We start from the raw sequence: 22,000 nt of genomic DNA on the forward strand, positions 1-22,000 counted from the left end.
CAAGGGTGACCGGGGTCACAGGGTGGGCGATGGTCTCCCGGAACGCATTCACCACCAGGAGGCGACGTGGCCGCCAGACGCGACAGAACCCATTACCTCTACATCGCGGTGATCGCCGCGGTACTGCTCGGCATCGCCGTCGGCTTCGCCGCACCGGGCGTGGCCGTGGAGCTCAAACCCCTGGGCACCGGCTTCGTCAACCTCATCAAGATGATGATCTCACCCGTGATCTTCTGCACGATCGTGCTGGGGATCGGATCGGTCCGCAAGGCCGCCAAGGTGGGCGCGGTGGGCGGGCTCGCCCTCGGCTACTTCATGGTGATGTCCACGGTGGCGCTGGCCATCGGGCTGCTGGTGGGGAACCTGCTCGAGCCGGGCAGCGGGCTGCACCTGACCGAGGCCGCGGCCAAGGCCGGCGAGGCGCAGGCCAAGGCGGGCGGGGCGGAGAGCACCCCCGAGTTCCTGCTGGGGATCATCCCGACCACCCTGGTCTCCGCCTTCACCGGGGGCGAGGTGCTCCAGACGCTGTTGGTGGCGCTGCTGTGCGGATTCGCGCTCCAGGCCATGGGCACGGCGGGCGAGCCGGTGCTGCGCGGGATCGGGCACGTGCAGAAGATGGTGTTCCGGGTACTGGCGATGATCATGTGGGCGGCGCCCGTCGGCGCCTTCGGGGCGATCGCGGCGGTGGTCGGGGCGACCGGGATCGACGCGCTGAAGTCCCTCGCCGTCATCATGATCGGCTTCTACACGACCTGTCTGCTCTTCGTCTTCGTGGTGCTGGGCACGCTGCTGCGGGTCTGTACGGGCGTCAGCGTCTTCGCGCTGCTGCGCTACCTGGGCCGGGAGTTCCTGCTGATCCTGTCGACCTCCTCCTCGGAGTCGGCGCTGCCGAGGCTGATCGCGAAGATGGAGCACCTGGGCGTGTCCCGGCCGGTCACCGGCATCACCGTGCCGACCGGCTACTCGTTCAACCTGGACGGGACCGCGATCTACCTGACGATGTCCTCCCTGTTCGTCGCCGAGGCGATGGGCAAACCGCTCGCGCTCGGCGAGCAGATCTCGCTGCTGCTGTTCATGATCGTGGCCTCGAAGGGCGCGGCCGGGGTCACCGGCGCCGGGCTGGCCACCCTGGCGGGCGGCCTCCAGTCGCACCGGCCCGAACTGGTCGACGGGGTGGGCCTGATCGTCGGGATCGACCGCTTCATGAGCGAGGCGCGGGCGCTGACGAACTTCGCGGGCAACGCCGTCGCGACCGTCCTGATCGGGACGTGGACCAAGGAGTTCGACCGCGAGCGGGCCACGGAGGTCCTCGCGGGACGCCTGCCCTTCGACGAGGCCACGCTGGTGGACGACGGGCACGCGGCGGCCCCCGAGCCGGCCGCGCCGACCGTGCCCGGCCCCACGGCCGACCCCGCGGCCGGCCCCAAGGACGGTGTGCCGGTGTAGCCGGCGCACCCCGAGGACCCGGCCGGGCAGGGCTCGCCCCCACGGTGCCCAGCCCGGCCGGTGTCCCGCACCAAAGGCTGACGAACGACCACGAACCGATGTTTTTAGCCATGTGATCTTCAACTCTGCTGCGGGGAAAGGTACTTCCCTACGGGGCGGCGCGTCTGACATCTTGCGTCCACCACTCGTTTCGTACGGCCCGGTAGGTGTCACCAGCACCACCGGGTCATCGGAGGACGCATTGATACCCCACATATCCAGCCGACCTCGACGTGCGCTCGTGCTGGCGGCCGCCCTGGGCGCCGCCCTCACCTTCGGAGCTCCCGCCGCGCTCGCCGGCACCGCTCCCGTCGGCCCCTCGGGCTCGCCCGCGGCTTCCGCCCCGTCGGCGGCCCCCAAGGCTGCGGCCCCGGCTTCCCAGAGTGCGACCTGGGCTGCCGGCACCCGCGCCTACCTCGTGATCACCGCCCCCGGTGACAGCTCGGCGGTGCGCTCGGCCGTGACCGCCAACGGCGGCACGGTCTTCTCGTACTACGACGCCATCGGCGTGATCGTCGCCCACTCGGCCTCCGGTAGCTTCGCCACGACGATGCGCGGCGTGAGCGGGGTCCAGAAGGTCGGCGCCACCCGCACCTCGGACGTCCCGGCCGACGCCTACAACCCGGCGCTGCCCGCCAACCCGGCCCAGTCGACGACCCCGACCGGCGAGCCGGTCCGCGCCGACATGAGCCAAATCAAGGCGGACCAGGCCTGGGCCGTCAACGCCGGTTCCGCCGCCGTCAAGGTCGGCATCCTCGACACCGGTGTCGACGACCAGCACCAGGACCTCGCGCCGAACTTCAACGCCGCCGACTCGGTCTCCTGCGCCTACGGCAAGACCGACACCCGCGCCGGCGCCTGGCGCGACGTCGGCGACCACGGCACGCACGTCGCCGGCACGGTGGCCGCCGCCAAGAACGGCAAGGGCGCCATCGGCGTGGCCCCGGGCGTGAAGATCTCCTCGGTCCGCATCGCCGAGCCGAACACCTCGCTCTTCTTCGCCGAGAACACCATCTGCGGGTTCGTGTGGGCCGGTGACCACGGCTTCAAGGTCACCAACAACAGCTACTACACCGACCCGTGGCAGTTCAACTGCCCGGACAACCTCGACCAGGCCGCCATCATCGAGGGCGTCAACCGCGCCCAGGCGTACGCCGAGGGCAAGGGCTCGCTCCAGATCGCCGCGGCGGGCAACGAGAACTACGACCTCGCCCACAAGACGACCGACACGGCGAGCCCCAACGACTCGACCCCGGTCACGCGCACCATCACCAACGCCTGCGTCGACATCCCGACCGAACTCCCGGGCGTGGTCACGGTCGCGGCGAACGGCACCGGCACCACCAAGGCCTCGTTCTCCAACTTCGGCCAGGGCGTCATCGACGTCGCGGCCCCGGGCAGCGACGTCTACTCCACCCTGCCGGGCGGCAAGTACGGCTCCAAGAGCGGTACCTCGATGGCCAGCCCGCACGTCGCGGGTGTCGCCGCGCTCATGGCGAGCGCCAACCCGGGCATCACCCCGGCGCAGATGCGCGACAAGCTGGCCACCCAGGCCAACGACATCGCCTGCCCGTCGGACAGCCGCTGCACCGGGACCGCGGCCAACAACGCCTTCTTCGGTGAGGGCCAGGTCGACGCCCTGAAGGCGGTCGGCGGCTCCACCCCGCCCGTCGGCAAGTACTTCGAGAACACCGCCGACTTCGCGATCGGCGACAACACGACGGTGGAGAGCCCCATCACCGTCAGCGGGGTGACCGGCAACGCTCCGGCCACCCTCAAGGTGGGCGTGACCATCGCGCACACCTACATCGGTGACCTGAAGGTCGACCTGATCGCCCCCGACGGCACCGTCTACACGGTCCACAACCGGGCCGGCGGCAGCACGGACAACATCGGCCAGACCTACACCGTCAACGCCTCCTCCGAGGTGGCGAACGGCACCTGGAAGCTGCGCGTGAACGACAACGCGGGCGGCGACACCGGCAAGATCGACGCCTGGAACCTGACCTTCTAGGTCCGGCCCGCCGAAGCAGTTCCGGCCGCCGGGGAGCAGGTCACCACCTGCTCCCCGGCGGCCTCCTGCCTTTCCCTACCGGGTGCGCAGGACGCAGTCCCCGCAGAGCCCGCCGCCGGGCACCTGGTAGTAGAGGCAGCAGCTGCGCCGTACGAAGGCCACCCCGAGGCCCTCCTCGTGGATGAAGGTGCCGGTGCCGGCCAGGGCCCCGCCGTCGGCGAGGAGGGCACCGGCCAGCTCCACGGCCGTCCGGCCGGCCTCGGGCGATACCCGGTCGAGCAGCACCCGCAGGGCCCCGACCAGCCCGGAGGCGGCGTTGCCGCGCAGCACCTTCGCCGACACCCCGTACGGCTGCCGCAGGGCGCCGTCCAGCCGGGCGAGGTTCCCGAGGACGCTCTCCCCGAGGGCCCCGGCGGGCAGGTCCGCCGGCTCGGGGAGCCACAGCTCCAGCGAGCCCCGCTCGGGCAGCCGCCACCACACCCGGTCCGGGTCCAGGTCCGGCACCCGGCCGGACAGGGCGGCGCAGCCGAGCCCGAGCGACCACAGCCGGGAGGCGATCCCGAACTGCGCGGTCGAGGCCGCCACCCGGCCCGGCCCGCTCCCGGTCCGGCGGCCCACCTCGGCGACGTACGGGGCGAGGTGCTCCCCGTACAGCTCCGCGAGCGGCCGGAAGCCCGGTCCGGGCGGTTCCGGCCCGTACGGCACGGAGAAGAAGGGCCCGACGGCGGCCAGCCTGCGCAGTACGTCGTCCATGTCCATCCCCGGATGATCTCAGGCGCCGCTGCGTGCGGGGACCCCGGTGCGGGCCGACTCCGCCCTGCGGGCCGCCGGCCCCATCGCGCAGGAGGCCGCCAGCAGCAGGCCGCCGAGCAGCAGCCAGCCGGGGATCCCCCACAGCAGGAGCAGCCCGGTCAGCAGCAGCGGCCCCAGGGTGCGGGCCAGGGGCACACCGGTGCCGAAGAAGCCCTGGTACTGCCCGATCCGCTCGGCGGGGGCCAGCGAGAAGCCGATCTGCCAGGACCCGGCCGACTGCCGCATCTCGGCGTCCGCCTGGAGCGCGGCGCCCGCCACGAGCAGCGCGGCCGCGGCCCACCCGGCGCCGGGCAGCGCCGAGGCGGCGAACACCGCGCACGAGGCGGCCGTGACCAGCCCGGACCGGCGCAGGGCCCGTCCGGCGCTGTCCAGGTCGGTGACGGGCCGGGCCGTCCGCACCTGGAACAGCATCACGGCGAGAGTGTTGAGCACGAACAGCGCCGACACCAGCCAGCCCGGGGCCCGCGTGCGCTCCACGATCCACAGCGGCACGGCCAGGCTCAGCAGCGGCATCCGCAGCAGCAGGACCGCGTTCAGCAGGGTGACCAGGGCGTACGGCCGGTCGCGCAGGACCGCCAGCCGCGGCTCCCCGACCGGCCGCCGCCCGGCGGGCGCCACGACGGGCAGCCCCAGCAGGACGGCGGCGCAGACCACGAAGCCCGCCGCGTCGAGGGCGAACACCACCAGGTAGGCCCCCTCCGTGCCGGAGCCCAGCGCCAGCCCGCCCAGGGCCGCGCCCAGCGCCAGCCCGGCGTTGAGCGTGGACTGGAGGTGGGCCAGCACCCCCGTCCGCTGCCCGGTCTCCACCAGTCCGGCGAGCAGCGCCTGCCGGGCGGCGGCGAGCCCGCACTGGGAGACCGCGTAGAGGACCACCGCGCACAGGAAGGCCCCGTAGGAACGGACGAAGAGGAAGGAGGCCACCGAGGCGGCGGTGGCCAGCGCCAGCAGCACCGAGGTGCCGCGCGGTCCCCGCCGGTCCGCGAGGGCCCCCAGCGGGACCCCCGCGACCGAGCCGACCGCCCAGGCCACGGTCAGGCCGAGTCCGATCCGGGCGGGCGAGAGCCCCACGACGCTCGTGAAGAAGAGCGCGGAGCACACGTAGTAGGCGCCGTCGCCGACGGAGTTGGCCAGCTGGGCGGCGGCCAGGCGGCGCGGGGGCCCGGGCGGGGGCAGGAACCGTATCGTCACCGGCCCATTGCACCAGCGGGGCGGCCCGCCCCGGTGGTCCAATCCGCGGTGTGCCGGGTGGGCCACCTCGGCCGTCTCCCACCCGGCGGCGGGCTGGTTCAGAGGCTGCCGAGGAACTCCAGCAGGGCCCGGTTGAAGGCCTCGGGCTGCTCCACGCCCGGCAGGTGCCCGGCCCGCTCGATCACCGTGAGCCGCGCGTGCGGTGCGAGCGCGCACATGGCCTCGGCCTCGGCGACCGGGGTGTAGGCGTCGTCGGCGCCGACGAGCACCAGACAGGGCACCTGCGCGGGCAGCCCGGCGAGCACGGGCCGGTAGTCGGGCCGCTCGGCCCGTCCGCGCAGGGCCGCCGCGGCGCCCTTGGGGTCGGTGGCGCACATCATGGCGGTGACCCGGGCGGCGGCCTCCGGCTGGCCGGTCACGTTGTAGGGCGCCAGCATCTTGTCAATGACCTCTTCGGTGTACGGACGCATACCCTCCGCAAGGAGTCGCCCGGCGAGCTCCCTGCGGAACTTCCTGCCGTCCTCGGTCTCCGGGACGGGGGAGGTGTCGGAGAGCACGAGGGCCCTTACCAGACCCGGGTGGCGCAACCGGAGCTCGAGTGCGATCTGCCCGCCCATGGACACTCCGCCGACGACCGCCTGTTCGATGCCCAGGCGCTCGAGCAGAGCGGCCAGGTCGTCGGCGAAGTCCGCAAGCAGGGTCCGCTCCCCGACCGCCGGGTTCTCCCCGTATCCGCGCAGGTCAGGGGCTATGACCCGGTAGCCGGCGGCGGTCAGGGCCGCCGTCTGGGGAGCCCACATGGACCGGTTGAACGGGTGTCCGTGGATCAGGATCACGGGCTCCGCGCCCCGGGGACCGAGATCGTCGAAAATCGATGCCGCGCCATTGCCAAATTGGGGGTTCATGAGAGGACTTTAAGGGGCTACATTGAGCCACTCGCGTTCACCTGACAGCCCGTTGCCTTTCACCCGTGTTTTGCACTGGGGGCGACGTCAGAGACGCAGACTGTGCAACCACCCCACCGCCCAGAAGGACCGAAGGCTCCGTGCCCGTACCCGTACTCCTCGCCGGCCGCTCCGTGCGGCTCGAGCCCCTCGCCCCCCACCACACCGAGGCCCTGGCCGAGGCCGGGGCCGAGGATCGTACGACTTACGCCTTCACTCCCGTGCCGCACGGGTTGCAGGCGTCCCACGAGTACATCGACCGTGCCCTCTCCGATCAGGCAGCGGGTCGATCGCTTGCGTTCGCCGTGGTCAGAGCCACGGACGGGCGGGTGGTCGGATCGACCCGGTTCCTGGAACTCGACTACTGGCAGGGGCCGCTGGTGTGGCCCGCCGTGCCGGGGGTCCCCTTCGGTGATCCGGCGACCGCCATCCCCGACGCGGCCGAGATCGGGAACACCTGGCTGTCCCCGGGCGCCCAGGGCACCGGCATCAACACCGAGGCGAAGCTGCTCATGCTGCGCCACGCCTTCGAGACCTGGGGCGTGCGCCGGATCTCGCTGCGCGCGGACGCCCGCAACGGCCGCTCCCGTGCCGCGATGGAACGTCTCGGCTTCACCTGCGAGGGGGTCCGCCGGGCCCATTCGCGGGGGCTGGACGGAGCGGTGCGCAGTACGGCCTTCTACTCGGTCCTCGACGAGGAGTGGCCCACCGTGCGCTCGGTCATCGAACTGCGGCTCTCCAATGCCGCGCCCCGCAGGCGGCGACGCCGGACGCTGATTCCGGCGTAACGGTCCTGCTGCGCCCCCGCCCGGCCCCCGCCCGGCCTTCCCCGCTGTTCAGCCGAGGAAGGCCGGGGCGAGGGCCGAGGCCGTGAGCCGGGCCGGGGCGCCGCCGCCGTCGGCCGGCAGCGAGTACAGGTCCGCGCCGAAGTCGCCCGGCAGGGAGTAGACGACGGTCCGGTCCCCGCTCCACACCACCTGGTCGTCCACGCTGCGCTCCTCGGCGAGCGGGGTCTCCGCCATCGAGGCCAGGTCCAGGACGTGCAGCCGCCACGGCGCCTCGGCGGGCAGGCCGGGCACCCGCTTCTTGAACACCAGCCGGGTCCCGTCGGGGGACAGCGAGGGGCACTCCAGGTTCTCCCGCAGCGTGGTGACCGTGCGCTCGGCCAGGTCCCCGCGCACGAGGTGGGTCCGGCCGCCGGTGGAGAGGGTCGCGTAGAAGGTCCGCTCGTCGGCGGCGAAGGTCACCCCCCAGAAGTTCACGTCGGCGTTGCGGTACTCCTTGCCGTCCTTGCGGATCGTGAAGTCCTCGAGGGAGGCGTCGAGCTTCCCGGTGCGCAGGTCGAGCAGCGAGGTCCGGGTGGAGAAGTCGGTGCCGGCGTACGAGTCCCCGCCCACGAAGACCGTCCACGCCACGAGGTGCCCGCCGGGCGAGACCCGGGCGCGGGTCGGTATCCCGGCGAGCGGGTGCGCCGCGACCTCCTCGAGGCCGGCGTCGAGGACGACGGCCCGGTAGCCCTCCTGTACCCCGCCCTTGTCGGCCCGGAGGCAGATCCCGGTGCCGGCCGCCGCGTGGAAGCGCAGGCAGCTGACCCCGGAGGCGGTGCGGGGACCCTCGGGCGCGGCGGCCGGGACGGTGGCGAGCTCGTCCCGGTGCGGGCCCCAGGCCATGTTCCGGAAGACGATCCGGCGGCCGTCGCCGCCCGGGGCGAGGGAGACCGCGCCCCGGGTGACCTGCGGCCCTCCCGCGCGGGCCTGGTTCTTCTCCTCGGCCCGCGAGGAGGCGCGCACCACGGCGAGCACCCCGACGGCGGCGAGCAGGAGGACGGCGGTGACCAGGATCAGGATCCGTCGCTTGAGGGTCATGGCGGCCTTTCGGAGAAGGATGGTCACGCCTCGGCGGCCGCGGCCCGGGGCACGGCGGACGCACCATACCCAGTGGCATGTGCATGAGCCAGGGATGCTTGGATGACTGCACGGGAACACAGGGACCACTGCGAGTGACGGGGTAATGACCTTCCCTACGGAATCCCAAGAGAAGTAAAAATAAGGAACCCCGCAGCGCTTTCGTTCATCATTCGAACGGAAGCAGACCATCCCCAAACGGGGCAGCAACAGCCGGAGAGCCACCGCACATGTCGTACGAACCCGAGCCGCCGTACCGGCGGGAGGGGCAGCAGCCCCCTTACGGTCAGCAGCAAGGCCGACAGCAGGGCCCGCCGCCGTACGCCCCCCAGGGCCGGCCCCAGCCGCCCCGGCCCCCGCAGCAGGGCTACGACCAGCCCACGCAGGCGCAGCCCCGTTACGAGCAGCCGGACTACGGGCAGCAGCGGCACGAGCAGCCGCGCTACGACCAGCCCCACTACGACCAGCCGCCGTACGGCCACTCGCAGCCGCCCTACGGCGAGGAGCCGCGCCGCAAGTCCAAGGCCAAGCGCTGGATCATCGCGGGCGTGACGGTCCTGGCCCTCGGCGGCATCGCCGCGGGTGTGATGGCCTACTTCGAGATACCCCCCTTCACCGACAAGGGCGAGTCCGTCTCCTTCGGGCAGACCCCCGGCGGCGACAAGGCCGGCGCGGCCAAGCCCGCGGCGAACTCGAAGATGCTGATGCCCACGGGCCCGAAGACCGACTTCAAGAACTCGCAGACCCTGAGCGACGGCACGCACGTGGGCGTCGCCACCGTGACCGGCAAGAAGTCCGGCTTCACCGGCAAGGTCTGGGTGTGGGCGCCCAAGGAGTACAACGACCCGCAGTTCGCCAAGAGCGGCTTCCCGGTCATGATCGCCCTGCCGGGCGGCCCCGGTTTCCCGAACAACTACTGGATGGACCCCGGCATGGGCCTCCAGACCAGCATCAGCAAGTGGTACGGCGAGGGCAAGAGCAAGCCCTTCATCGTCGTCATGCCCGTGCTGAACCCGGCGCCGGACGACAAGGGCATCTACTGGGACGGCTCCGACATCCCCGGCCAGCCCAAGATGGGCACCTGGCTGACCGAGGACGTCCCGGACCTGGTGCGGGAGAACTTCCGCACCATCAAGTCGCGTGACGGCTGGGCCTTCATGGGCTCCTCCACCGGCGGCTTCGCGGGCCTGAAGGCCGTGCTGAAGCACCCGGACAAGTTCAAGGCCGTGATCGCCTCCGGCCCGGACATCGTCCCGGACTCCCCCCTGTGGAAGGGCTACGACAAGGAGAAGGCCGAGAACAACCCGGAGGTGCTCGCCAAGCAGCTGATCGACAAGAAGGGCCTGGACGTCTACCTGGCCTTCCAGGTCGGCGACAACGAGAACAACAAGCACACGCTGCCGGACGTGCAGAAGTTCGTCTCGACCTACACCAAGGGTCCGGTCCACACCACCCTGAGAGTGATCCCGGGCGGCCAGCACAACGCCAAGACCTACGTGCCGAACATGGGCGAGGGCCCGATCCAGTTCATCAGCAAGGTCATGGAAGGACCAGTGGAGTAACAGCCTCCGCGCCCCGCGCTTCCTCCGGCTCCGGCCCGTCGAACACCTTCGGCGGGCCGTTGCCGTCCCAGGGCTCCCAGCCGGGGTCCCCGCTGACCGCGAAGCGGACCCAGGCCCCGTGCATCTCGTCGGCCAGCGCCTGCGGGGCGTCCGGCCCGGCCAGCCAGGAGGACTCCGGCACCCCGAGGGTGTCGAAGACGAAACCCAGCTCCAGGGCGTGGCAGGCACCGAGGCCCGGTACGCCGCTGGGCCAGCGGAACTCGTAGAGGTGGCTCGGGGCGCCGCGCCGGGCCCCGGCGAGCCGCCGCAGCGGATCGCGCAGCAGCCGGTCGGTGATCAGGTGCCCGGCGAGGTCGGCCGGGCCGGCCTGCGGCAGCGCGGCCCGCAACGCCCGTACGGCGGCCCGGTCCTTGCCGCTGCGCAGCCGGGCCAGGGCCACGGCCGCCGGGCCGAGCCGGTCCAGCAGCCGCGCCCCGCCGGTGGGCGCGAGCCAGAGCCGGTGTTCCTGGGCGGTCCAGCCCAGCAGCAGCGGCACCTGCGAGGCCGCGGCCGCCTCCAGCGGGTCGGCGGGGAGCGTGCCGGGGTCGGTGACCAGCCCGAAGGCGGGACCGCCGAGCACCGGGGAGGAGCGCCGCGCCGCGGCAGCCTGGGCCGCGAGCAGCGCGGGCAGGCCGGCCGCCGCGAAGGCCCGCGCGGTGGCGGGCACCTTCAGCAGCGCGGCCATCCGCCGCACCATCGTGCGGACCCCGTCGCGCGGCAGCGCCTCGGGGGCGCCGCTCTGCAGGACGGCCCGGGCGAAGAGGCCGGCGGCGCGGGGCGCGGCGAGCAGGGCGCCGACGCTGATGGCGCCGGCGGATTCCCCGAAGACGGTGACCCGGGCGGGGTCGCCGCCGAAGGCTGCGATGTTGTCCCGTACCCATTCGAGGGCGGCGATCTGGTCGAGGAGGCCCCGGTTGGCGGGCGCGTCGGGGAAGAGCCCGTAACCGAGGACGCCGAGCCGGAAATTGACCGAGACGAGCACGACCCCGTCGCGGGCGAAGGCCGATCCGTCGTAGACCGGGACGGCGGAGGAGCCCCGGGTGTGGGCGCCGCCGTGGAACCAGACCATCACGGGCAGCCCGGCCGCGGGCGCCGGGTCCGGGGTCCAGACGTTCAGGTTCAGGCAGTCCTCGCCGGGGACCTCCGGATCGGCCAGCAGCGCCGCGAAGGTCTGCGGGTAGGGCACCTTGGGCGCGGTGGGCCCGAACGCCCCTGCGTCGCGTACGCCGTCCCAGGCGGCCGGGGGCCGTGGCGCGGCGAAGCGGCGGTCTCCGACGGGCGGGGCGGCGTAGGGGATGCCGCGGAAGACGGCGGTCCCGCCCTCCCACCGGCCCTCCACCGTGCCGTGTCCGGCGGCGGCCCGGGGCCGGCGGTCGCCCGCTGCGCTCATCTGTGCCCTCCTCACCAGGGTGCTGCGAGGCACCGTCGCACAGGCGTCCACGGCGTGACAAGACGTGGCCGGCCGGCGCGGACCGGCAGCGGGCGGGCCCGGGAGTGGCGCTTCCGCGGCCGGGAACGGTCACTCGGATGCCGACGTACTTCGGCTCTGTCCGTTTTCGTGTCACCCAGTAGCCGAACGGGCCGTGACCACTCGGCGCCCGCCGCGTTGTACGCCATGTCACAAGCCGCAGAAATGCGGCGCCCCACATCTCATGAGGAGATCTTGATGTCGCGTATCGCGAAGGCATTCGCCATCACCGCTGTGGCGGGCAGCGCCGTCGCCACCGGCGCGGGTCTGGCTGTCGCCGATGCCGGAGCGCACGGTGCGGCGGTCGGCTCCCCCGGTGTCGGGTCCGGCAACGTCGTCCAGGTCCCGGTCCACATCCCGGTCAACGTCTGCGGCAACACCGTCAACGTGATCGGCCTGCTGAACCCGGCCTTCGGCAACACCTGCCTCAACATCTCGGGTGGCGACAAGCACCACACCGAGGGCGGCAGCTACGGCGAGTGATCATCTCGCCCGCCTGACCGGCTGAAGGGCCCCCGCCGTACGGCGGGGGCCCTTTCCGTTACCCGCGGGCCCTTCGCCCGCGGGCCCTTCACTCGTAGCGGTAGACGCCCAGGTGCCCGGACATCTCGCGCGGGGTGACGCCCCACGGGGGCATCGGCTCGTCGAGGGAGATCACCCGGCCGCGCTGGAGGTCGCCCAGCTCCAGGGGGGCCGCCGGCAGGTAGCCGGATGCGGGGTGCCGCTGCTGCCAGCGGTCCCAGAGCAGGTCCACGAAGGCGTGGTGCAGCCAGAAGGCCGGGTCGTTGGGGGCGGTGCCGCCCGTCATGTGGCCGCCGATCCACTGGTGGACCTTGTTGTGGTTGCGCCAGCGCTCGCTCTTGGGCGCGGCCCAGCCCTCCAGCTTGTTGCGGAAGCTGCCGCCGCCGGTCGTGGAGTTCCAGGGCGAGGAGTCGTAGACGGGGTCGTCGATGGCCCACTGGAGTTCGGCGGCGGTCGGCAGCGCGATCGGACTGGCCGGGCGGCCGAGGTTGCGGGTGAGGAAGCGGGCCTCGCTGACCCCCACGCTGATCGTCCAGTTGCCGCGCGCGTAGGCGAAGGGGCCCGTCATCACCTGCCGGTCGCCCTCGCGGCCGGTGCCGCCGAGGAAGTCCTCGGCCCAGAGGGAGGAGACGGGGCTGGAGTCGGTGGTCCAGTCCCAGTACGGGATGGAGACCCCCGGGTCCAGGGCCTGGAGCCGCTTCTCGAACTCCAGCAGGTAGCGCCGGTGCCAGGGGAAGAACGACGGGGACATGTGCCCGACGCGCAGCTTGCGGTCCCGGTCGGGGACGAAGTACGTGCCGTGGGTGCGGACGAACTCGTCGTAGGTGCCGTCGCGCTTGAGTTCCAGCACGGCGGCCGTGAACCGCTTCTTCTGGGCGCTGGTCAGGTTCTTCTGGTTCTGCCGGGTGTACACGCGGGGCTCCTCCTCTTCCCGTCCGTCAGTCGTGGTGCGGGGCCGCGAAGGCCAGCTGGTTGGTGCCGAGTTCGTCGACGGCGGCGCGGGCCAGTTCCAGGGGGGTCCCGTACGACTGGAAGTGGTTGATCCCGCTGAGGTAGCTCCCGTCCGCGCGGCGCATCACGTGCAGGGGGCGGCCGTCGATGCGCACGGCCGCCCCGGCGGGGTCGACGCTGATGTGCCGTCCGCGGTACGTCTCCTCCTCGGCGAGCGGGGCCGGGGTGAGCGTCTGGCGGGGCCTGCGGGCGCGCAGTACGGGCGCCAGGGCGGCGGCCACGCCGGCCAGCACGGCCGCGCTGAAGGCCGTACGCAGTACCGCGCGGCGGGTCAGTGGTGCGGCGGGTGCTGCGTACATACGGTCTCCCTCGCTCGGCGGTCCGCGCTACAGGGGTCTAACGCCCGCGCGGCGCGGGAGGTCACCGACGTAAGTCAGGCGGGCTGGAGGGTGATCGTGCACAGGCGCTTGGTGGCCCGGGTCAGGGCTACGTACAAGTCCCTTTCCCCACCGGGGCGGGCCGTGATGATTTCCTCGGGGTTCATGACGACGACCCCGTCGAATTCCAGGCCGCGTGCTTCGGACGCCGGCACGATGCGTGCGTGGTGAGCGATGCCTCGGGCCGTCAGCTCGCTCACCCTGCTGTCCGCGCAGATCACTCCCAGAAGCTCGCCCGGGTGCGCGGCGCTCTGGGCTCGGAGTTCCGAGACGACGGCGGTGACCAACTCGTCCGGAGGTGTGGTCACGGTGCGAGGGCTTTCACCGCTTCGCAGTGACCGTGTGGGCTTCTGGTCCGGAGCGATCCGCGTGAGCAGGTCCCGGACGCTCTCCAGGATCTCCTGCGTGGTGCGGTAGCTGACGGTCAGGTCGTGCAGTTTGAACCGCGGTCCGACGTGGGGGCTCAGTGCTTCCTTCCAGTCGCGTGCCGTCGCGACCGGGCCTGCCTGGGCGAAGTCACCCACCAGCGTCATCGCCCTTGCAGGGCAGCGGCGGACGATCATCCGCCACTGCATGGCGGTCAGTTCCTGCGCCTCGTCGACGACGACGTGCCCGTACGTCCGCTCGGGAGGGCCGTCGACCAGGCTCGCCGCCTCGTCCAGCAACGGCACATCGGCATCGGTCCACGGGTCGTCCGGACCGCGCAGCAGAAGGGACCGCTCCTGTGCGGTCAGGCGGGGCAGGTGCTCGGCGAGAGCGCCGGCGTCCGTCAGGAGCGCCTTCACGAGGTCACCGGGTACCAGACGCGGCCACAACACCTCGACCGCTCGCTCGACGCCGGCGTCTTCGAGGAGATCGGCTCGGATTGCGTCCAGGTCCAGCTCGTGGGCCGGCCCTGCGTCGGGCGCACCTTCGACACGGCGCTGGTCGGCTCCCGTGAACCGGTCGAGGTTGAGGCCCGTCATCCTTTCGGTATCGGCGTCGATCTGCTCCAGGAGGTCGCCCATGTCTCGTTGCATCGCGTCGGTGACGGCGTCGGCCAAGAGCTCTTTGAACACCTGGCGCGCGGGGTTGTGCCCCGCTGCGGCTGCCACGGCGGCGTCGCGTGCCGTGGCGACTTCCTCGCCGGACAGGTGGACCAGTTCCTGTCCGACCCGCACGGTGAAGTCACCGGCGGGGGCTTGGTGGACGCGCAGCAGGCCGGCCAAGGCGTCGGCGAGGTCGGAGCTGCCCTTGAGTCGCGCCGTATCGAACGGGTCCACCGTGTCCGCGGACACTCCGGCCAGTTCCCGGCAGGTCGCCAGAACGACGTCGTTCTCTCCGAGCGAGGGAAGGACCTGGGAGATGTAGTCGAGGAACCGGGCGTTCGGGCCCACCACCAGGACGCCCTCCTCCGCGGCGCGCGGGAACGCGTACAGGACATAGGCCGCCCGGTGCAGGGCGACCACCGTCTTGCCGGTGCCGGGCCCGCCCTGCACCACGGTCACCCCGCGGTGGGCGGAGCGGACGACCTCGTCCTGCTCGGTCTGCAGCGTCGCGACGGCCGCGTGCATCCTGCCCGTACGCCGTGCCGACAGGGCCTCGGTCAACGGGCCGTCCCCCACGACGTCCTCGTCGGTCGGGGCGGTCCCGTCCAGCAGTTCGTCGCTCACCGAGATGACCGTGCGCTCCTCGAGGCGCAGGTGCCGGCGCCGCCGCAGGCCCATCGGGTGGACCTGTGTCGCCTCGTAGAAGGGCCGCGCCGCGTTGGCGCGCCAGTCCACGAGCAGAGGCAGGTCGTCCTCCTCCGTATGCAGTCCGATCCGCCCGATGCGCAGGGCCGTGCCATCCGTCCAGTCGACGCGCCCGAAGACCAGCCCCTTTTCGGCGCCCTCCAGTCGGCCGATTTCCTTGGCCAGACGCTCGGCGGCGATTTCTCTCTCGTATGCCTCACCGGCGCTTTCCGCCGGGGCCTTCAGCACACTCGCACGGTGTACTCGCGCCTCGGAAAGCCGCTCGGTGAGCAACTCGTATAAGGAGGACACATAATCCCGCTCCGATTCAAGCGCACGCACAGCGGGATCATTCATTTGCGACAACAGGGGGCTCCTTCGATTCGAGCCACACCATACGATCAAGGTTCCCTAAAAGGTAAGTCTTGACTTACTTGGTAAGCCATGGCTTTTGGGCTTGCCTCGGCTCTACCCCTACGGGGCCGGGAGTTCCGCGAAGTCGGCGACCAGGCCGCGGTGGTGGCCCGCGGTGCCCAGGGTGAGGGAGTCCGCCTTGGCGCGCTTGAGGTAGAGGTGGGCGGGGTGTTCCCAGGTCATGCCGATGCCGCCGTGGAGCTGGACGCACTCCTCGGCCGCGCGGACGGCGACCCCGGAGCAGTGGGCCTGGGCGACGGCGACCGTGAGCGGGGCGTCCGGGGCCCCGGTGGCCAGGGCGTCGGCGGCGGCGCGGGCCGCCGCCCGGGCGCCGGCCACCTCCAGCCACAGCTGTGCGAGGCGGTGCTTGAGGGCCTGGAAGGAGCCGACGGGACGGTTGAACTGGTGGCGGCCGCGTACGTGCGCGACGGTCTCGGTCAGGCACCATTCGGCGAGCCCGAGCTGCTCCGAGGCCAGCAGCCCGGCGCCGGACAGCAGGGCCCCGGCGATGGCCGCCCGCGCGGTGGCGGGGTCCGCGAGGCGGGTGCCGGGGGCTCCGTCGAGGGTGACGGTGGCGAGCGGCCGGGTCAGGTCCAGCGGGACCAGCGCGGTCAGCGCGGCGCGGTCCGCGGGGACGGCGTACAGCCCGGTGTCGGCCAGGACCAGCAGGACGTCGGCGGCCACCGCGTCCGCGACCGAGGTGACGGTGCCGCTCAGCACCCCGCCGCCGCTGTCGTGGGCCGGCGCCGGCAGGGGCGCGCCGGGGGCCAGAGTGAGGGGGAGGGCGGGGACGCAGATCCGCCGCCCGGCCGCGAGTTCTCCCACCAGGCCGGCGGCTTCGGCGTTGTCGCAGGCGACCGCGAGCAGGATCTCGGCCGCGAGCACGGAGCTCGTCAGGTACGGCACGGGTGCCACGGCGCGTCCCAGCTCCTCCAGGACGACGGCGGCCTCCCGGTGGCTCGCGCCCGCTCCGCCGAGCTTCTCGGGGACGAGCAGTCCGGCGGCGCCGATCCCGGTGGCCAGAGTGTGCCACAGGTCCGGGTCGTGGGGGCGGCCGCCCTCCGCGCGGGCGAGGACGCTCGCGGGGGCGCAGCGGTCGGCGAGCAAGGACCGTACGGCCGAGCGGAGTTCCTCCTCGGTGTCGGAGTAGAGCAGGTCGAAGGGGGCGCGGGAGTCGGCCGCCGGGCCGGGCTGCGCCACGCGTGCTGACTGTGCCGTCATCGGGAGAGGTCCTTCCAGGCGATGTCCTTGTCGTCGCGCGGCTCGGCGGGCAGTCCGAGGACGCGCTCGGCGACGATGTTGAGGAGGATCTCGCTGGTGCCGCCCTCGATGCTGTTGCCCTTGGCGCGCAGGTAGCGGTATCCGGCGTCGCGGCCGGTGAAGTCGACGATCTCGGGGCGGCGCAGGGTCCAGTCCTCGTACAGGAGGCCTTCCTCGCCGAGGAGTTCCACCTCCAGGCCGCTGATCTCCTGGTTGAGGCGGGCGAAGGTGAGCTTCATCCCGCTGCCCTCGGGGCCGGGCTGGCCGGCGGCGAGCTGCTGGCGCAGCCGCTCTCCGGTGAGGCGGGCCACTTCGGCCTGCACCCACAGGTCGAGCAGCCGCTGGTGCAGGGCGTGGGTGCGCAGGGCGGGCCGTTCGCGCCAGGCGGCGGCGACGGGGGCGATCATGCCTCCCTCGCGCGGGATCCGCATGCCGCCGATGGAGACGCGTTCGTTCATCAGGGTGGTGCGGGCGACGGCCCAGCCCTGGCCGACGGCGCCGAGCCGGTGGGCGTCGGGGATGCGGACGCCGGTGAGGAAGACCTCGTTGAACTCAGCCTCGCCGGTGATCTGGCGCAGGGGCCGGACCTCGACGCCGGGGGCGTGCATATCGCACAGGAAGTAGGTGATGCCCTGGTGTTTGGGCAGGGTGGGGTCGGTGCGGGCGATCAGGATGGCCCAGCGGGCGGTGTGGGCGCTGGAGGTCCACACCTTCTGGCCGTCGACCACCCATTCGCCCGCGGCCTCGTCCAGGACGGCGCGGGTGCCGAGGGCGGCGAGGTCGGAGCCGGCTCCGGGTTCGCTGAAGAGCTGGCACCAGACCTCCTCCCCCACCCACAGGGGGCGCAGGAAGCGGCGTTTCTGCTCCTCGGTGCCGTACGCGAGGATCGTGGGGGCGGCCATGCCGAGGCCGATGCCGATCCGGCGCGGGTCGTTGTCGGGGGCTCCGGCGGCCTCCAGTTCGGCGTCCACGACGGCCTGGAGGGAGCGGGGCGCGCCGAGTCCGCCGAGTCCCTGGGGGTAGTGGACCCAGGCGAGTCCGGCGTCGAAGCGGGCGCGCAGGAAGTCGGGGCGGGCGGTGGCGGCGGGCGGGTGCGCGGCGAGCAGGGCCCGGGTGCGGGTGCGAAGTTCCTCGGCGGTCGGGGCCGCGGCGGTGGGCGTCATCGGGCGGCTCCGTCCAGGGACGGTACGACGACCAGCCGGCCGGTGGTGGCGCCGTCGGCGAGGCGCTGGACGGCCTCGGCGGCCCCGGCGAGCGGGACCCGTTCGCTGACGAGGGGTTTGACCGCGCCCTCGGCGGCGAGGCGGCTGAGTTCGGTGTGGCAGGCGAGGACGGCGGCGGGGTCCTTGGCGGCGTACAGCCCCCAGTGCAGGCCGAGCACGGAGTAGTTCTTGACCAGGGCGTGGTTGAGGGCGGGGGCGGGGACGTTGCCGCTGGCGAAGCCGACGACGACGATGCGGCCCTCGAAGGCCACGCACTTCGCGGAGGCCGTGTAGGCGTCGCCGCCGACGGGGTCGTAGACCACGTCGGCGCCGCGTCCGCCGGTGAACTCCTTGACCCGGGCCGCGATCCCGCCCAGGTCCTCGGTGGTGCGGTCGATGACGAGGTCGCAGCCGAGGTCCTCGGCCGTACGGACCTTGGCCTTGCCGCCGACGACCCCGATGACGGTGGCCCCGGCGGCCTTGCCGAGCTGGACGGCGGCGCTGCCGACCCCGCCGGCCGCGGCGTGCACGAGCAGGGTCTCGCCGCGCTGCAGGCGGGCCCTGCGGTGGAGGCCGAACCAGCCGGTCTGGTAGCCGATGTGCAGGGCGGCCGCCTCGGCGTCGTCGAGGGCGCCGGGGGCGGGGAGCAGGGCGCGCGCGGGGGCGGTGACGTACTCGGCGAATCCGCCGTGGGGCAGGCTCGGGTTGGCGATGACGCGCCGGCCGTCCTCGGTGAGGCCGCAGATCTCGACGCCCGGGGTGAAGGGCAGGGGCGGGCGGATCTGGTACTGGCCGCGGACGAGGAGCGCGTCGGGGAAGTTGACGTTCGCCGCGAGTACCCGGAGCCTCACCTCGCCCTCGGCGGGAACCGGTTCGGGAACCTCTTCGAGGCTCATGGCCTCGCGGGGTTCACCGGTCGTGTGTACTCGCCATGCCTGCATCCGGGGCCTCCAGCCGCCGTCGAGGGACCACGCTCGGCGGCATACTAAGCGGTCGCTTGCCCCTTTGGGAACCCTTCGCTCCGGCCGGCGTCGAGGGCCGCGAGGGCATTGTCAGTGGCCTGAGGCAGGATCAGGACATGAGGATCTACGACTGGGAACCCTTCCTGCGCACCTGGAGCGCCGAGCGCGGCGCGGCGCGGCAGGCCGAGGACCCCTCGGAACAGCCCCTGGGCTGGCTGGGTTTCGACCCTGCCCCGGCGGAGCGGATCGCCGCGCTCGAAGCCCGGCTGGGCGCGGCGCTGCCTCCCTCCTACCGCTCGTTCCTGGAGGTCACCGACGGCTGGCGCTGGGCCGGGGAGTTCGTGGAGCTCCTCGCCCCGGCGGAGCGGGTGGGGCTGCTGCGGGAGCTGTCGGAGTTCCTGTACGAGAGCCTCAACGAGTGGGAAGAGGAGGATCTGGACGAGGACGATGACGAGGACGATGACGACGATGAGGACGACTCGGACGAGGAGGAGCCGTACGAGTCCGAGCGGTGGAAGCGGGCCGTCCAGATCTCCCTGGAGGGGGATCAGACCTGGCTCCTCCTCGACCCCGGTGACGTCAGCGCCGACGGCGAGTGGGCGGCGTACCGGTACTCCAGCTGGAGCGGGAACGGGCCTGAGCGGCACGAGTCCTTCGCCCACCTGATGTACGCGGAGTTCCAGAGCTTCCACGCCCTGCGCAAGCCCGAGGGCGAGACGCGGCGGCGCCTGGCCGCCCAGGTGGAGCAGGCCCGGGCGGACCTGCTGGCGGGGCGGGTCGCCGAGGCCGAGCGGGAGCTGGAGGACGCCCACGGGTTCAGGTACGGGCCGGCGGGCGTGCTCCTGTTCCAGATGCGGGCTCTGCGCGGGGAGCACTACATGCTGCCGGACGCCCGGGCCGAGCTCGCACAGGAGGACCCGCTGCGGGGGCACGCCGTCCTGCCCGTGCTCGCGGTGATCGCCGAGGGGGACACCCGGCCGTACAGGCCCGAGGACCAGGAACTCGACGAGTACCGGCAGCGCTACCGGGACGGCGTCCACCGGGCCTGGGCGGGCGAGGCCCTCGAGCGGGCCCGGGAGCTCGCGCGGTGGGGGGACCCGGAGGGGGCCTGGCGGGTGCTGGCCGAGGAGGCGCTGCCCGCCTGGCGGCCGGTCGGCGACAGCCATGTACTGCCGGTCGAGCTGATGGCGGACCCCTTCCTGAGACCCCTGGTCACGCCGGAGCGGGCGCGGCGGATCATGGCGACCCCGCGCCCGGGGACACCGGTGCCGGCGGGGCCCGCCGAGGCGGGCCCGCGGGACCCCGGCCCGCTGCTGGAGCCCGGGGCGGGCGCCACGGCCGTCCGCATCGGCTTCGTCCGTGACACGCACCCGCGCGAGCTGGCGCTGCGGCTCGGCGCGGATCCGGAGTCCCTGCGGCCGCCTTCGGTCGGCTTCGCACCGCCCTGGCACTCCGGCTACGCGGAGCCGGACCGCCGGGGCGTCCTGCACGTCGGGGCCGCGGAAGACGGGTGGAGCTTCGCCGTGGAGACCGGTACGAACCTGGTGGCGGCGGACGGGAGCCCGCTCCCCGGGGTCGTGCTGTGGCGGGAGTCGCCGTCCGACCCCGTCCAGTGCCGTTACGCCGACCGGGAGGGCCGGGTCGTCTGGTCGCTGACGACTCCCGCACAGGCCCCGTACGACCCCGAGGGTCTGCTGGAGCGCGGCGGGGCCGAGCCGGGGCTGCTCGACGCGGAACTGACCGCCGCCGGCCTGCTGCGCCCGGACGGCCGGGTGGCGGGCAGGGACCCGGGGCTCGTGCCGGCGGTCGCCCGGCACTTCGGGCTCCGGCTCCACCCGGGCACGGCCCGCCGCGAACTGCTGCCCGTGCTGCGCGTCCCGCGTAGGGTCGCGTCATGATCATCACACTCGCCGTGATCTACACGGAACAGCTCGAAGCCTGCCGCTCCTTCTACAGCGGCCTCGGCCTGACCCTGGTGCCCGAGCAGCACGGCAAGGGGCCGGCCCACTACGCCGCGACCCTGGCCGACGGCGCGGTGCTGGAGCTCTACCCCGCCGGGGCACGGCCGGCGACCGGCTACCTGCGCCTCGGCCTCGCCGTCCCGGCGGCCGCCGGTGAAGCCGCCGGCCGGCGTACCGCGACCGACCCCGACGGCCGGACGATCGACCTGACCACGACACCGGAGGAGACCACACCCCACGACTGAAACGGGGACGGCCGACGGGGCCCGGTCCGAAGACCCCGCCCGAGGGCGGCGAGCAAACCCCGTCGGCCAGCAGATTCCCCAGAGGAGAACAACCCCGATGATAGCGGCCGTTGGCCGGCGCCGGTCAGCGGGGGAAGACCTCGAACGGCACCGCCGGACGGCCGCCGAACCGGGCCGCCGCCTGCTGGACGTTGCCGGTCAGGAAGTTCCGTACGTACTCCTCGGGGTCCTGGTCGGTCAGCACCTCGATGTACGCCTTGTGCTCCAGCAGGGACTTCACGGAACGCTCCAGGCCGGGGCCGGCGTCGGCCGCGTGGGTGGGCGTGGAGGTGCCCGCCACCGCGACCCAGCGCACCCCGTTCCACGGCTCCAGGCCCTGCTCGGAGATGAGCTCGGGGAAGATCCAGCGGTTTCCCGCGTCGCCGGCGGCGTCCAGGGTGGCCCGGCCGACGGCCTGGTGGTCGGGGGTGTTCCAGTAGCCGCCACCGCCCGCTCCGCCCCAGGTCTCACGGTGGTTGAGGGTGATCACCAGCTCGGGGCGGTGGCGCCGGATGGCCGCCGCGATGTCCCGGCGCAGGGGGAGGCCGTACTCGATGACCCCGTCGCGGTGGTCGAGGAACTCCACGGTGGAGACCCCGACGACCGCCGCGCTCGCGCGCTGCTCGACCTCGCGCAGCGGGGCGCACTCCTGCGGGGCGATGGTGTCGATGCCCGCCTCGCCGCGCGTGGCGAGGACGTAGACGACCTCGCGGCCGCCGTCGGTCCAGTCGGCGATGGCCGCGGCGCAGCCGTACTCCAGGTCGTCGGGGTGGGCCACCACCGCGAGGGCACGCTGCCAGTCGGTGGGCATGGGCTGCAAGGGCGCCTGCTGCTCGGCTCGTTCGGTCATACGCCGCACAATAGGCGAATGCGCCCCG

19 protein-coding genes are annotated in these 22,000 nt (G+C 73.0%); 7 read left to right on the top strand and 12 right to left on the bottom strand.

Annotated features, from left to right (window positions below; translation table 11 throughout):
• Positions 1–66 precede the first annotated feature (66 nt).
• Both OOK34_RS30380 and OOK34_RS30385 read left to right on the top strand, forming a co-directional pair.
• A complete protein-coding gene (locus OOK34_RS30380; protein WP_267037371.1) occupies positions 67–1,446 on the top strand; it encodes a cation:dicarboxylase symporter family transporter in 1,380 nt (459 codons plus the stop codon).
• Positions 1,447–1,726: 280 nt separating this feature from the next.
• Complete coding sequence (locus OOK34_RS30385; RefSeq protein WP_267037372.1) at positions 1,727–3,499, top strand: S8 family serine peptidase; 1,773 nt, start codon at positions 1,727–1,729, stop codon at positions 3,497–3,499.
• Positions 3,500–3,574: 75 nt separating this feature from the next.
• Here the strand turns inward: OOK34_RS30385 and OOK34_RS30390 are convergent, their stop codons facing one another.
• From OOK34_RS30390 to OOK34_RS30400, 3 genes are all read right to left on the bottom strand, one after another.
• The gene (locus OOK34_RS30390) at positions 3,575–4,258 is read right to left on the bottom strand and encodes a (2Fe-2S)-binding protein (protein WP_267037373.1); all 684 of its coding nucleotides are present in this window, start codon (positions 4,256–4,258) and stop codon (positions 3,575–3,577) included.
• Positions 4,259–4,270: 12 nt separating this feature from the next.
• A complete protein-coding gene (locus OOK34_RS30395; protein WP_267037374.1) occupies positions 4,271–5,500 on the bottom strand; it encodes an MFS transporter in 1,230 nt (409 codons plus the stop codon).
• A gap of 98 nt (positions 5,501–5,598) precedes the next feature.
• Positions 5,599–6,405 carry an alpha/beta fold hydrolase gene (locus OOK34_RS30400; protein ID WP_267037375.1) on the bottom strand — a complete coding sequence of 269 codons (807 nt, stop codon included), beginning with the start codon at positions 6,403–6,405 and terminating at the stop codon, positions 5,599–5,601.
• A gap of 140 nt (positions 6,406–6,545) precedes the next feature.
• On the opposite strand from OOK34_RS30400, the gene OOK34_RS30405 reads away from it, so the two are divergent.
• Positions 6,546–7,232 carry a GNAT family N-acetyltransferase gene (locus tag OOK34_RS30405; RefSeq protein ID WP_267037376.1) on the top strand — a complete coding sequence of 229 codons (687 nt, stop codon included), beginning with the start codon at positions 6,546–6,548 and terminating at the stop codon, positions 7,230–7,232.
• Positions 7,233–7,280: 48 nt separating this feature from the next.
• Here the strand turns inward: OOK34_RS30405 and OOK34_RS30410 are convergent, their stop codons facing one another.
• Positions 7,281–8,309, bottom strand: a complete 1,029-nt coding sequence (locus OOK34_RS30410; RefSeq protein WP_267037377.1) for a hypothetical protein — start codon at positions 8,307–8,309, stop codon at positions 7,281–7,283.
• 269 nt (positions 8,310–8,578) lie between these two features.
• On the opposite strand from OOK34_RS30410, the gene OOK34_RS30415 reads away from it, so the two are divergent.
• A complete protein-coding gene (locus OOK34_RS30415) occupies positions 8,579–9,910 on the top strand; it encodes an alpha/beta hydrolase-fold protein (protein ID WP_323183508.1) in 1,332 nt (443 codons plus the stop codon).
• On the opposite strand, the gene OOK34_RS30420 is transcribed toward OOK34_RS30415, so the two are convergent.
• Positions 9,888–11,339: a carboxylesterase/lipase family protein gene (locus tag OOK34_RS30420; RefSeq protein ID WP_267037378.1), complete on the bottom strand. Its 1,452-nt coding sequence runs from the start codon at positions 11,337–11,339 to the stop codon at positions 9,888–9,890. The genes OOK34_RS30415 and OOK34_RS30420 overlap by 23 nt on opposite strands.
• 276 nt (positions 11,340–11,615) lie before the next feature.
• Between OOK34_RS30420 and OOK34_RS30425 the strand changes: the two genes are divergently transcribed.
• Positions 11,616–11,900: a chaplin gene (locus OOK34_RS30425; RefSeq protein ID WP_267037379.1), complete on the top strand. Its 285-nt coding sequence runs from the start codon at positions 11,616–11,618 to the stop codon at positions 11,898–11,900.
• Positions 11,901–11,988: 88 nt separating this feature from the next.
• On the opposite strand, the gene OOK34_RS30430 is transcribed toward OOK34_RS30425, so the two are convergent.
• The 6 genes from OOK34_RS30430 to OOK34_RS30455 all read right to left on the bottom strand — a co-directional run bounded on the left by OOK34_RS30430 (position 11,989) and on the right by OOK34_RS30455 (position 18,856).
• Entirely contained in the window at positions 11,989–12,852 is an 864-nt protein-coding gene (locus OOK34_RS30430) for a tyrosinase family protein (protein ID WP_267037380.1), read from the bottom strand.
• Between the two features lie 25 nt (positions 12,853–12,877).
• A complete protein-coding gene (locus tag OOK34_RS30435) occupies positions 12,878–13,249 on the bottom strand; it encodes a tyrosinase family oxidase copper chaperone (RefSeq protein WP_267037381.1) in 372 nt (123 codons plus the stop codon).
• Between the two features lie 74 nt (positions 13,250–13,323).
• Complete coding sequence (locus OOK34_RS30440) at positions 13,324–15,396, bottom strand: AAA family ATPase (protein WP_267037559.1); 2,073 nt, start codon at positions 15,394–15,396, stop codon at positions 13,324–13,326.
• Between the two features lie 117 nt (positions 15,397–15,513).
• On the bottom strand, positions 15,514–16,674 hold the full coding sequence (locus OOK34_RS30445) for an acyl-CoA dehydrogenase family protein (RefSeq protein WP_267037382.1): 1,161 nt from the start codon (positions 16,672–16,674) through the stop codon (positions 15,514–15,516).
• The gene (locus OOK34_RS30450; RefSeq protein ID WP_267037383.1) at positions 16,671–17,876 is read right to left on the bottom strand and encodes an acyl-CoA dehydrogenase family protein; all 1,206 of its coding nucleotides are present in this window, start codon (positions 17,874–17,876) and stop codon (positions 16,671–16,673) included. Before OOK34_RS30450 ends, OOK34_RS30445 begins: the two co-directional genes overlap by 4 nt.
• Positions 17,873–18,856, bottom strand: coding sequence for an NADPH:quinone oxidoreductase family protein (locus OOK34_RS30455; protein ID WP_267037384.1), 984 nt, complete (start codon positions 18,854–18,856; stop codon positions 17,873–17,875). Before OOK34_RS30455 ends, OOK34_RS30450 begins: the two co-directional genes overlap by 4 nt.
• A gap of 137 nt (positions 18,857–18,993) precedes the next feature.
• Here OOK34_RS30455 and OOK34_RS30460 point away from each other — a divergent pair, with 137 nt between their 5' ends.
• Positions 18,994–20,775, top strand: a complete 1,782-nt coding sequence (locus tag OOK34_RS30460; RefSeq protein ID WP_267037385.1) for an SMI1/KNR4 family protein — start codon at positions 18,994–18,996, stop codon at positions 20,773–20,775.
• Entirely contained in the window at positions 20,772–21,083 is a 312-nt protein-coding gene (locus tag OOK34_RS30465) for a VOC family protein (protein ID WP_267037386.1), read from the top strand. The genes OOK34_RS30460 and OOK34_RS30465 overlap by 4 nt, the downstream gene beginning before the upstream one ends.
• Positions 21,084–21,207: 124 nt before the next feature.
• Here the strand turns inward: OOK34_RS30465 and OOK34_RS30470 are convergent, their stop codons facing one another.
• Positions 21,208–21,972, bottom strand: coding sequence for a PIG-L deacetylase family protein (locus tag OOK34_RS30470; RefSeq protein ID WP_267037387.1), 765 nt, complete (start codon positions 21,970–21,972; stop codon positions 21,208–21,210).
• Positions 21,973–22,000 lie beyond the last annotated feature (28 nt).

The sequence above is a fragment of the Streptomyces sp. NBC_00091 genome (assembly GCF_026343185.1).
Taxonomy (GTDB): Bacteria; Actinomycetota; Actinomycetes; order Streptomycetales; family Streptomycetaceae; genus Streptomyces.